9 protein-coding genes are annotated in these 10,875 nt (G+C 66.0%); 4 read left to right on the forward strand and 5 right to left on the reverse strand.

The features are described 5' to 3' along the window. Positions 1-31: 31 nt before the first annotated feature. Genes NX02_RS10855 through NX02_RS10865 form a run of 3 tightly spaced genes read left to right on the forward strand, consistent with a single transcriptional unit; the run spans position 32 to position 4,419 of the window. Entirely contained in the window at positions 32-811 is a 780-nt protein-coding gene (locus tag NX02_RS10855) for a cyclase family protein (protein ID WP_025292222.1), read from the forward strand. Between the two features lie 6 nt (positions 812-817). Next, positions 818-2,944, forward strand: coding sequence for a ferredoxin family protein (locus NX02_RS10860; protein ID WP_025292223.1), 2,127 nt, complete (start codon positions 818-820; stop codon positions 2,942-2,944). Beyond that, positions 2,944-4,419, forward strand: coding sequence for an indolepyruvate oxidoreductase subunit beta family protein (locus NX02_RS10865; protein ID WP_245648830.1), 1,476 nt, complete (start codon positions 2,944-2,946; stop codon positions 4,417-4,419). The genes NX02_RS10860 and NX02_RS10865 overlap by 1 nt, the downstream gene beginning before the upstream one ends. A 57-nt stretch (positions 4,420-4,476) precedes the next feature. Here the strand turns inward: NX02_RS10865 and NX02_RS10870 are convergent, their stop codons facing one another. Next, positions 4,477-5,802, reverse strand: coding sequence for a M24 family metallopeptidase (locus tag NX02_RS10870; RefSeq protein WP_039996539.1), 1,326 nt, complete (start codon positions 5,800-5,802; stop codon positions 4,477-4,479). A gap of 248 nt (positions 5,803-6,050) precedes the next feature. Between NX02_RS10870 and NX02_RS10875 the strand changes: the two genes are divergently transcribed. Next, the gene (locus NX02_RS10875) at positions 6,051-6,572 is read left to right on the forward strand and encodes a MarR family winged helix-turn-helix transcriptional regulator (protein WP_025292226.1); all 522 of its coding nucleotides are present in this window, start codon (positions 6,051-6,053) and stop codon (positions 6,570-6,572) included. A gap of 230 nt (positions 6,573-6,802) precedes the next feature. Here NX02_RS10875 and tnpC read toward each other — a convergent pair whose 3' ends face one another. The 4 genes from tnpC to NX02_RS10890 form a co-directional block, all read right to left on the reverse strand. Beyond that, the gene (gene tnpC, locus NX02_RS10880) at positions 6,803-8,470 is read right to left on the reverse strand and encodes an IS66 family transposase (protein WP_025292208.1); all 1,668 of its coding nucleotides are present in this window, start codon (positions 8,468-8,470) and stop codon (positions 6,803-6,805) included. 106 nt (positions 8,471-8,576) lie between these two features. Further along, a complete protein-coding gene (tnpB, locus tag NX02_RS31470; protein WP_084717705.1) occupies positions 8,577-8,924 on the reverse strand; it encodes an IS66 family insertion sequence element accessory protein TnpB in 348 nt (115 codons plus the stop codon). Next, positions 8,921-9,286: an IS66-like element accessory protein TnpA gene (gene tnpA, locus NX02_RS34080; protein ID WP_025292209.1), complete on the reverse strand. Its 366-nt coding sequence runs from the start codon at positions 9,284-9,286 to the stop codon at positions 8,921-8,923. The genes tnpB and tnpA overlap by 4 nt, the downstream gene beginning before the upstream one ends. Positions 9,287-9,460: 174 nt before the next feature. Beyond that, entirely contained in the window at positions 9,461-10,843 is a 1,383-nt protein-coding gene (locus NX02_RS10890; protein ID WP_158013990.1) for an amidohydrolase family protein, read from the reverse strand. Positions 10,844-10,875 lie beyond the last annotated feature (32 nt).

Raw genomic sequence — 10,875 nt, forward strand, 5'->3', positions numbered from 1 at the left:
CGAGTCGCTCCAGCCAGACGGAGGAAAAATCATGACAACAGCCATCCTCGCCCAGTTCGCGACCGCGCTCGCCGCGGGCAGCGTACGCACGATCGACCTCACCCAGACGCTGTCGGAAGACACGCCCCTGCTCGTCCTGCCCGAGCCGTTCGGCCAGACCGCGGCGTTCAGCCGCCAGGAAATCTCGCGCTACGACGATCGCGGCGTCGCCTGGTACTGGAACAATTTCACCGTCGGCGAGCATACCGGCACCCATTTCGACGCGCCGATCCACTGGGTCAGCGGCGCCGAACTGCCGGACAACACGGTCGACGCGATCGATCCGGCCGCGTTCGTCGCGCCCGCCGTCGTCATCGACGTGTCCGCCGCCTGCGCCGCCGATCCGGACTATCTGCTGACCGTGGCGGATATCGAGGCGTTCGAAGCCGCGCATGGCAAAATCCCCGCGCGCCACTGGGTGCTGATGCGCACCGACTGGTCCAAGCTGCCGGTCGACCAATATACCGGCCGCCGCGCGGATGGCGCGCATACGCCCGGGCCGTCGGCGGAGGCCGTGCGCTTCCTGATCGAGGAGCGTGACGCGCATGGCTTCGGCACCGAGACGATCGGCACCGATGCCGGCCAGGCGCATCTGCTGAACCCGATGTATCCGGCGCATACGCTGTTCCATGGCGCCGGCCGCTATGGCCTGCAATGCCTGACCAACCTCGACCAGCTTCCCGCGACCGGCGCGATCATCGTCGCCGCGCCGCTGAAGATTCAGGGCGGTTCGGGCAGCCCGCTGCGCGTGCTCGCGCTCGTCGGCGAGTAAGCAGAAATGGCAGAACGTTCGTTCAAGAAGGAAGTCGAGAAGCTGCGGCTCGGTGCGGGCGAGGTCTTCGAAGGCGAAGGCATCCTCGCGGTCACCAAGGCGCTGCTCCAGGCCGGCGTCGCCTATGTCGGCGGCTATCAGGGATCGCCGATCAGCCACCTGATGGACGTGTTCGCGGATGCGGACCCGCTGCTTCGCGAACTGGGCGTCCATTTCGAATCCAACGCGAACGAGGCGGCGGCGGCAGCGATGCTCGCCGCCTCGGTCAACTATCCGCTGCGCGGCGCGGTGGCGTGGAAATCGGTGGTCGGCACCAATGTCGCCTCCGATGCGCTGGCCAACATCGCCTCGGGCGGGGTCACCGGCGGCGCGCTGATCATCGTCGGCGAGGATTATGGCGAAGGCTCCTCGATCATGCAGGAGCGCACGCATGCGTTCGCGATGAAGAGCCAGATATGGCTGCTCGATCCGCGCCCCAACCTGCCCAGCATCGTCGACATGGTGGAGCGCGGCTTCGAACTCTCCGAGGCGAGCAATACGCCGGTGATGATCGAACTGCGCGTGCGCGCCTGCCACGTCACCGGCAATTTCGTGGCGCGCGACAACCGGCGCCCGGTGATGACGGTGGGCCAGGCCGCGGCCAATCCGCGCCGCGACGTCGATCGCATCGTGCTGCCGCCGGCCAACTTCCTGCACGAGCATGAGAAGATCGAGAAGCGCTGGCCCGCCGCGGTGCGCTTCGTCGCCGAGAACCGGCTCAACGAATGGTTCGGGCCGGAACGCGACGATATCGGCATCATCGTGCAGGGCGGGCTCTACAACTCGCTCAACCGCGCGCTCGAACTGGTCGGCCTTTCCAACTCGCATGGCGCCAGCGCCATCCCGATCTATTGCATGAACGTCACCTACCCGCTGATTCCGGACGAGATCCGCAGCTTCTGCGCCGGCAAGAGGGCGGTGCTGATGGTGGAGGAAGGCCAGCCCGAATTCATCGAGCATGAGCTCAACACCCTGCTGCGCAAGGCGGACCTGCAGACGCGGGTGGTGGGCAAGGACATATTGCCGCGCGCCGGCGAATATACCGGCACGGTGCTGCGCGACGGCGTCGCCGCCTTCCTGCGCGCCTGGGCGCCGGAGCGCGCGCCGAAGGAACTCCTGCCCGTGCCGCCTGAGCCCGAACTGGCGCGCGCCGTGCCGCAGCGCCCCGCGGGCTTCTGCACCGGCTGCCCCGAACGGCCGATCTTCTCGGCGATGAAGCTCGTCCAGCAGGAACTGGGCGAACTCCATGTCTCCGCCGATATCGGCTGCCACCTCTTCTCGATCCTGCCGCCCTTCCACATCGGCAACACGACGATGGGTTATGGCCTGGGCACCGCCGCCGCCTCCGCCTTCAAGCCGGACGGCAAGCGCGCGGTCGCGGTGATGGGCGATGGCGGTTTCTGGCACAACGGCCTGACCTCGGGCATCGGCAACGCCGTGTTCAACCAGGACGACACCGTCACCCTCATCGTCGACAATGGCTATTCGGCGGCCACCGGAGGCCAGGACATCCTCTCCTCCCGCGCCGAGAATGCGACGCGGACGACCAACAACCCGATCGAGAAGGCGGTGCGCGGCCTCGGCATCAACTGGGCACGGACGCTCACCCGCACCTATGACGTCGCCCGCATGCGCGACACGCTGCGCGAAGCGCTGACCAGCCCCGAAAAGGGGCCCAAGGTCATCGTCGCCCAGTCCGAATGCATGCTCAACAAGCAGCGGCGGGTGAAACCGCTGATGGCGCAGGCGATCAAGGAGGGCAAACGCGTCGAGCGCGAGCGCTTCGGCGTCGATCCCGACACCTGCACCGGCGACCATGCCTGCATCCGCCTGTCCGGCTGCCCGTCGCTCAGCATCCGCGACAATCCCGATCCGCTGCGCCAGCATCCGGTGACGCACATCGATGACAGCTGCGTCGGCTGCGGCAATTGCGGCGAAGTGGCGCATGCCGCTGTGCTCTGCCCCTCCTTCTACAAGGCCCGCATCGTCACCAACCCGACGCGATTCGAGAAACTGCTCAACCGCGCGCGACGATCGGTAATCGGCTGGCTGCAGGCGCGCCATGCCCGCACCCTCGCGGCGAGGGCGTTCTGATGACGATGCCCATCATGATGACGCAGGATCCGGATCGCGACCGCATCACCCTCGCGATCCTCGCGCTCGGCGGCCAGGGCGGCGGCGTGCTGGCCGACTGGATCATCGAGATCGCCAACGCCAACGGCTATATCGCGCAGGGCACCTCGGTGCCCGGCGTGGCGCAGCGCACCGGCTCTACGGTCTATTATGTCGAGATGGTCCGCGCCCCAGCGGCAGGGGCCAACAAGCCGGCGCCGGTGCTGGCGATGATGCCGGTGCCCGGCGACGTCGACGTGGTCGTCGCCTCCGAACTGATGGAAGCGGGCCGCGCGATCCTGCGCGGCTTCGTGACCGAGGACCGGACCACCCTGATCGGTTCCACCCACCGCATCTACGCCATCTCCGAGAAAGCGGCGCTAGGCGACGGGCGCGGCGCCAGCGATCGTATCCTCGATGCCGCCGAACGTCGCTCAGCGCGCTTCATCGGCTTCGACATGGAGGCGACCGCGGGCAAGGCGGGCAGCCTGATCAGTTCGGTGATGCTCGGCGCGCTCTCCGCCAGCGGCGCCCTGCCCTTCCCGCGGCAAGCCTTCGAGGAGGCGATCCGCCATGGCGGCAAGGCAGTGGCGGCCAACCTCAAGGGCTTCGCCGCGGGCGCCGAGGCCGCGCTCGACAAGCGGCGCGAGGCGGAGGCGGCGGACGCCCTGCCCGAGCCGACGACGCCGACCGGCCAGCAGTTGCATGCCCGCATATTGCTCAACCTGCCCGAACCGGCGCAGGCCAATGCGCTGCGCGGGGTCGCGCGGCTGCTCGACTATCAGGATGCGCACTACGCCGGGGATTATCTCGATCGCGTCGAACGCATCGCCGCGCTCGACGGTGTAGAGGACGGCTGGGCGTTGACTGCGGAGACCGCGCGCCATCTCGCGCTGTGGATGGCCTATGAGGATACGATCCGCGTCGCCGACCTCAAGATCCGCGAGACGCGCAGCCGGCGGGTGGAGAAGGAGGTCAGGGTCAAGGCCGACCAGGTGCTGACCGTGACCGAATATATGCACCCGCGCCTGCGCGAGGTCTGCGAGACGCTGCCCGCGTCGATCGGCGGCGCGATCCTCGCCAGCCCGTGGCTGCGCAAGCGGCTGGAACCGCGCTTCGCGCATGGTCGCCACGTGCGCACCACCAGCCTGCGCTGGCACCTCGCGCTGCGCCTCGTCGCCTCGATGCGCCGCATCCGCCGCTCGACCTTGCGCTATGTAGAGGAACAGGCGCGCATCGCCGACTGGCTGCACCTCGTCGAAACCGCGGCTGCGCGCGATCGCGCGCTGGCGCTTGCGGTCGTCCGCAGCCAGGCGCTGATCAAAGGCTATGGCGACACGTTCGAACGCGGCCTCGACAAGTTCCAGGCGGTCAACCGGGCAGCGAACGACCTCATCGGCCAGCCGGAAGCCGCCGACCGGGTTCGTGCGCTGTACGACGAAGCGCTCACTGGCTGACCGCGGGGAAAGCGCGCCGGCGGCTGGGCAGATGCCGCCGGCGCGCACATGTTCACACTACTTCACCAGCAGAATCCGGCTGTTCGCGGGATAGCTCCACTCGAAGCCCCGCTCGGTCACCACGCCATTGTCTTCCAGCGGGATCTTGATCTTGCGATCTCCCCATTCCGGGACGACGGTGTAGAGGAACAGTTCGATCGACAGGAAATTGCTCGGGCGCAGCGTGTAGGTCATCCGCAGCGGGTTGAAGTCCGCCATCGACGGGCCCGATCCGTGGCCGAGATCGCCCACCGAATGGCTGCCGATCACGACATCCGACGCCTTCGGATCCGCGCTCGGATCGTCGTAGCGGCCGAGCACATAGCCCTTCGTCGCGGCGACCTTGCGGTTGACCGCCGCCAGCGCGGCGCCCGCGGTCACGCCGGGGCGGATCTCGTCGAGGATCATGCGGCGGATGCCGAGCGCGCGATCGAAGGCGCGCTGCACGCCGGCGGGCGGTGCATTCTCGCCGGGCTTCAGCACATAGGCCATGCGCTTCATGTCGGTGTAGCTGAGCTGGTAGTTGACGCCCCAGTCCATCGTGATCAGGTCGCCCGGCTGGATGACATGATCGCCCGAGACCGGCCCGCGCTCGCCCGGTCCCAGCACATAGATGCTGGGCAGGCCGAAGGAGTCGCCCAACCCTTCCTCCTGCAACCGCTCCATCATCCACCACGCGACATCGCCGGTGGTGGTATGACCGGGGCGGATGACCTCGTTGGAGAGCGCACGCTCGGCGATGGTGCGCGAATATTCGCCGGCGCGGGCGAAGGCGGCGATCTCGGTGATGGTGTGGCGCGCGCGGACGTCGGAGACAAGCTTCTCGGCGGAGACCAGTCGCGCGGCGAAGGTCGCGCCCAGCGTCTCGCGCAGTTTCCCGTGCAGCGAATGGCTGAGGCCGTCCGCGGCGCCGATCTCGGTGGCGACGTCGATGCCGATGCGCTTCGGGTTCCGTTCCGCCACGAAGCGCTGCACCATCGCGGGATCGCCCTTGATGTCGTAGAGCGGACACTGGTCGAAAGCGGCGCCGCCGATGCCCAGCGCCGCGCGCTCGATGCGGCCGCCGCCGCGATCGGTGAAGATGTAATAGCCGACATCGCCGACATAGCCGCCGCCGAGCATCGCCGCGTTGGGATCGGCATGCCCCTCCCGGCTGGCGACCAGCCACATGTCGATGCCGTTCTCGCGCATCGCCTGCGGCAGGATCTGGTCCAGCTTGTCCTTGCGGATCTGGCAGAGCTCATCCCAGCGGCGCTTCGCCTCGCGCGCCTCGGCGGGCGTCAGCGCGGCGGCGCATAGCGCGATCATGGCCCCCGTTCGCAGCACGGCACGTCGCATCGTCATTTTCTTTCTCCCCCGATGGCGTCACCGCCACCCCTTCGACACGGACAAGCAATAACGATTTTCACACGAATCTCATCCTATCGCGTTGATGGACTGCGCTTTCAGGTTACGACCATAGTCTTTCTGCCTCTTTCGCGGACCAGATAATGCGTGCAGAAACATGTGCATTCGGCTAGTTCGCCCCGCCCGTCCGGTGATACCAGACCGGGCGACAGACGGGTTCGACAAGCGTATCAAGTGAGAGCAAGATGGCGACCAAATCGACGAAGAAATCGCCGGGCATGGCAGAGGATGAAATGAGCCAACAGAGCCCCTACGACCCGAGCGCACCGGAATTTCGGCTCGAAAACTCGCCCTTTTACCAAATGGCGCATGCCGATTTCAAATATCACGAAGACATGGACAAGGTGCTGCACAAGCATGGTGTGTCCAAGCCGATCTATCGCGTGATGACGGTGCTGCGCGAACGCCAGCCGGCAAGCATCGGCACGATTGCGGAAGCCGCGCTGACCAAGCGCTCGACGGTCAGCCGCATCATCGACCGGATGGTGGAACAGGGCCTCGTCACCACCGAACCCAATCCGGAAGACAATCGCATCACCGAAGTCACGCTGACCGCTGCCGGTCAGCAGAAGCTGCGCAAGCTGACGCCGATCGTCGGCCGCCAGTTCGTCCGCGCGATGGACGGCATCAGCGAACGCGACATCACCCATCTGCTCAAGACGTTGCAGAAGATCAGCGCCAATCTGAGCAAGCTGCCGATCGAGTAGGTTTTCCAGCCCAAAGACCCCCCGCTCCCGAACCGTTCGCCCTGAGTAGCCATTGAGCTTGCCGAAATGGCGTATCGAAGGGCCAAGCTTGGAGATGGTCCTTCGATACGAGCCTTCGCCGTGCTGTACGCATCCGATAGCGGCCGCCTTGCGATAGGGGAGCAGTCGCGCGAGTTAGCGGCAGTGCAAGCACCGTAGTTTGCACTGCCGCTAGCGACGGCACGGTTGGGTTAGGCGGCTATTTTGGCCGGGTCGCTGTTCTGGAGGGTTTTCCAGGTCCAGGGCAAGAGTTCGTGCAGCCGGTTCTGGGGGATGTCGGCGATGCGAGCGAGGACATCGGTGAGCCATGCGAGCGGATCGACGTCGTTGAGCCGACAGGTGCCGATCAGGCTGAACAGCATTGCGGCGCGTTCTCCACCCCGGTCTGATCCCACGAACCCCCAGCTCTTCCTTCCGCGAGCTACGCTGCGCAACGGCCGCTCCGCAGCATTGTTCGTAAGACAGATGCGACCATCTTCCAGGAAGGTGGTGAAGCCTTCCCAGTCATTGAGGAAGTAGGCGATGGCCTCGGCCACGGGATCTTTCCGGGAAAGGGTCTTTCGCTGGGTATCGAACCAGGCCTTGAGCTGATCGACTAACGGGGCGACCTTTTCCTTGCGAACGCGTAGGCGTTCATCGGCGCTCTCGCCGTTGATATTCCGCTCGGCGGCGAAGATCTGGTCGATCATCTCCAGCCCCTCCCGCGCGAGTGGGGAGATGAGCGGCACTTTCCCCTTCTTCTTGCCCTTCAGCTGGCTGGCCACATCGACCAGTACGAACAGCTTTCGTCTGCCGTGCTGCCAGCAATTTGCGCGGGTCATGGCCTTATCTGCCCACCCTTCCTTGAACATCTCGTTGAAGCCGGCATAGCGGTCGACCTGGAGGATTCCGGTATAGCCGGCCAGATGCGCGCGGGGATGTTCGCCCTTTCGGTTTCGGGAGTAACGGCACATCAGCGCCGGGGGTGCCGCCCCACCAAAGGGGGTGTCATCGCGCACATAATCCCAGATGCGAGCGACCTCGGCCTTATATTTGGCGAGGCGAGGAACAGTGGTGTCGTCGGCGTGGAGGCGCTCGGCGGCCAGCACATGGGCATCGTTCAGCAGGGAGATCGGTTTGAGGGCGGCGCAGACGGCGCCGACCTGATCGGCAAGCGTCGAGATGCTCAGGGGGATGCCCTCCGCCTCCAGGCGGTCGCGCTGGCTGTTAAGCGGCTGATGCAGTCCATATTTCTGGAAGACGAGATCGGCCAGGAAGTGCGGGCCGAACATGCCCCGGGGCGTCACGTGGAAGGGCGCTGGGGTCTGGCGGATCTTTTCACAATGCCGGCAGGAGACTTTCTCACGCACCGTCTCGATAACCTTGTGGCGCGCGGGCACCTTCTCCAGGGTTTCAGTGATGTCGGGCGGTAAATGGCTCAGCGCGTCCGAGCCGCAGCAGGGACATTGCTCGGGTGCGGGGATCACCCGCTTCTCGCGCTCCACATGAGCCGGGAAGTCGCGGCGGGGTCCCCGCTGACGGGTGAAGGGACCAACGGTGGTTGTTTTGGCCGCGGCTTGCGCGGCGATGCTTTCGGCTTCACTGGCATCAGCCTCGAGTTCTTCGAAGCCCAGTTCGAGCTGGTCGATGAGCCGACTTGCCCGCTCCGATTTCGCGCCATATTTGTCGCGGCGCATGAGCGCGTTCATCAGTTCAAGATGAGCGTTACGAGCAAGAAGGTCGGCGTTGATGGCCTCCACACGGGCGGCTTTTGCCTCCGCTTCGAGCGCCTTGGTCTGAGCTGCCTGGACCAGCTGACGCGTCGCCACGAGCTCGGCTTGGAGCTGCAAAAGCTCAAGAGAGGCATCGGCCGAGGGCATGGTCGCCCATAGCAAAAAATGCCCAAAAACCCTAGGCATTTCTCAGTTTTTGATGGATTTTCAACGCTCTATTCGCCCCTCTGGGGCGCCGTAATCATGTTCAGTGTCAACCAACCTGGCTGGGCCGCCATGTTCGCTGCGGGTTGCGCCAATCTATCCCCTCGAGCAGACAGGCCAGCGCCGAGGGGGTAAGCGCGATCGCTCCGTCCTTGGCCGAGGGCCAGATAAAATGTCCACGTGCGAGACGCTTTGAATACAACGATACGCCCAGCGCATCGCTCCACAGAATCTTCACCAGATCGCCGCGACGTCCGCGAAAGACAAATAAATCCCCATCATGGAAGCGTCGCCCCAGATGCTGTTCCACCTGGCGGGCTAAAGTAGCCATGCCGCGACGCATGTCGGTATGACCGGCCGCTATCCAAATCTTTACATCCGCAGAAACGGGGATCATCGCAAGCTCCCCAGGATCGCGCGGACAAGTTCGGGCCGCGCCTCAGCGCCGAACCGGATTACCGCTCCCCGCGTCTCAATCTCCGCTGCAACGCGCAGGCCCTGCCTCTCGCTCGGCACGTCAGCGGAGGCATCAGTCTGCATCACCACCGGCACAAAGTTCGTCCCGGTTTCCGACGGATAACCCCCTCGCGTCCGATCCCGCCGCCACCGGTGGATCAGGCTCGGATGTACGTCCGCCGCCCGCGCAATATCCGCTACAATCGCCCCGGGCGCACAGGCCGCCAACACCAGCGCTTCTTTCTGCTCCGCCGTCCACGCACGCCGGCGCTCCGGCCCCGAAATAACCGTTATCCGATCCATCACACCCTCGTTAGCTCCAGTGCAAACTACGACGTTTGCACTGGAGCTAACTCCGACGCCGATCACATCAGAACAAGGCGGTCCCTATCGGATGCGTACGCCGTGCTCAGGCCCTCCTCAGGACGAACGGTTGGGAGCCGACACCCTATGCTGGGCCTATGCTGGGGTTGAGCCTCAGCGCGCTGCGCCGTCCATGACCAGCTGGCCATCGGCGATGACATAGCGGACGTCGCGCAGGTTCTTCAGCGAGGCGAGCGGATCGGCGCCGACGACGAGGATATCGGCGATCTTGCCGGGCTCGATCGTGCCCAGCTTGTCGCCCATCCGCATGATCTGCGCGCCGACGCGGGTGGCCGAGGCCAGCACGTCGGCGTTGCTGAGACCGGCCTGGTGCAGATAGTCGAGTTCGCGGAAATAGGCGTCCGGATAGCGGACCTCGTTCTCGAACGGGATGTCGGTGCCGACACCGATCGGCACGCCGGCGCGGAAAGCCTCGGTCACCTTCTTCAGATGATCCTGCTGGTCGATCACGAAGCGGCGCGAATGGGTATGGTAGAAGCCGCCGGTGGGGATGCCCGCGGTCGGGTAGCCGCCCGCCAGCAGATTGTCGAACGCGCCGATCGTGGGCACGAAGGCGGTCCTGTGCTTCTTCATCAGCGGCACCGCCTGCTCGCTCATCGCCAGCGGATGCTCGAGCGTATCGACGCCGGCCTCGATCGCCCAGTCGGTATAGACGCCATAGCTGTCGATCGCGACCGGCACGCCCAGCGAATGCGCCTCGTCGATCGCGGCGGCCAGTTCCTCCTTGTCGGCGGGGGCCCCCAGCTTGATCCAGTCGGCGAGGCCGCGGATCTGCTGGCGGACCGCGGCGCGCCATTCCCATGGCCCGTTATAGCCGCGCGTCGCGCCGCCCATGCCGGGCTTCTCGCGGCCGGTGGCGGTGGAGGTGACCTCGTCGCCATGGCCCCCGGTGGAGGAGATGATGCGGCCGCTCCACAGCACGCGGGGGCCGCGGATGATACCGCGGTCGACCGCTTCCTTGATGCGCAGCGCGACATCATCCATCGTGCCCACGTCGCGCGCGGCGGTGATGCCCGCGGTGACGAGTTGGTCCGCGAGCGCGGTGCCGCGGATCGCGGCGGCAGCGGGGCTGTCGGCATATTTACCCATGTCGGGGCCGCGCTGCTGGGTGAAGTGGATGTGGAGGTCGATCAGCCCGGGCAGGATGTAGAGCCCGGTGGCGTCGATCCGCCGTGCGACATTGGCCGGCAGCGGCGTGCGCGCGGCCGGGCCGGCGGCGAGGATGCGATCGCCCTGCGTCACCACCACCGCGTCGCGGATCGCGGCCCCGCCCCGCCCGTCGAGCAAGGTGCCGCCGACGATCGCGACGATCGGCTCGCGGCTGCGATCGACCGGCGGGATCGGCACGCGCCGCACATCGTCGCTGGTTTCGGGGATCGGCCGATCCGCCATCGCGATGCCGGGCACGAGCAAGGCCGCCCCCGCCAGCAACGCCGCCATCCGCCGCCAATCCTGCCTACCGCCCCGGATGTTCATGCCCGCCCCCTTTCGATTGATGATCATATCTG

Source organism: Sphingomonas sanxanigenens DSM 19645 = NX02, assembly GCF_000512205.2.
Taxonomy (GTDB): domain Bacteria; phylum Pseudomonadota; class Alphaproteobacteria; order Sphingomonadales; family Sphingomonadaceae; genus Sphingomonas_D; species Sphingomonas_D sanxanigenens.

What these genes read in the sequence shown, in the direction of transcription:
- NX02_RS10855 (WP_025292222.1), top strand. Translation starts at nt 32, where the DNA reads ATGACAACAGCCATCCTCGCCCAGTTCGCGACCGCGCTCGCCGCGGGC.
- NX02_RS10865 (WP_245648830.1), top strand. Translation starts at nt 2,944, where the DNA reads ATGACGATGCCCATCATGATGACGCAGGATCCGGATCGCGACCGCATC.
- tnpB (WP_084717705.1), bottom strand. Translation starts at nt 8,924, where the DNA reads ATGATCCCCGTTTCTGCGGATGTAAAGATTTGGATAGCGGCCGGTCAT.
- tnpC (WP_025292208.1), bottom strand. Translation starts at nt 8,470, where the DNA reads ATGCCCTCGGCCGATGCCTCTCTTGAGCTTTTGCAGCTCCAAGCCGAG.
- NX02_RS10875 (WP_025292226.1), top strand. Translation starts at nt 6,051, where the DNA reads ATGGCGACCAAATCGACGAAGAAATCGCCGGGCATGGCAGAGGATGAA.
- NX02_RS10870 (WP_039996539.1), bottom strand. Translation starts at nt 5,802, where the DNA reads ATGACGATGCGACGTGCCGTGCTGCGAACGGGGGCCATGATCGCGCTA.
- NX02_RS10890 (WP_158013990.1), bottom strand. Translation starts at nt 10,843, where the DNA reads ATGAACATCCGGGGCGGTAGGCAGGATTGGCGGCGGATGGCGGCGTTG.
- tnpA (WP_025292209.1), bottom strand. Translation starts at nt 9,286, where the DNA reads ATGGATCGGATAACGGTTATTTCGGGGCCGGAGCGCCGGCGTGCGTGG.
- NX02_RS10860 (WP_025292223.1), top strand. Translation starts at nt 818, where the DNA reads ATGGCAGAACGTTCGTTCAAGAAGGAAGTCGAGAAGCTGCGGCTCGGT.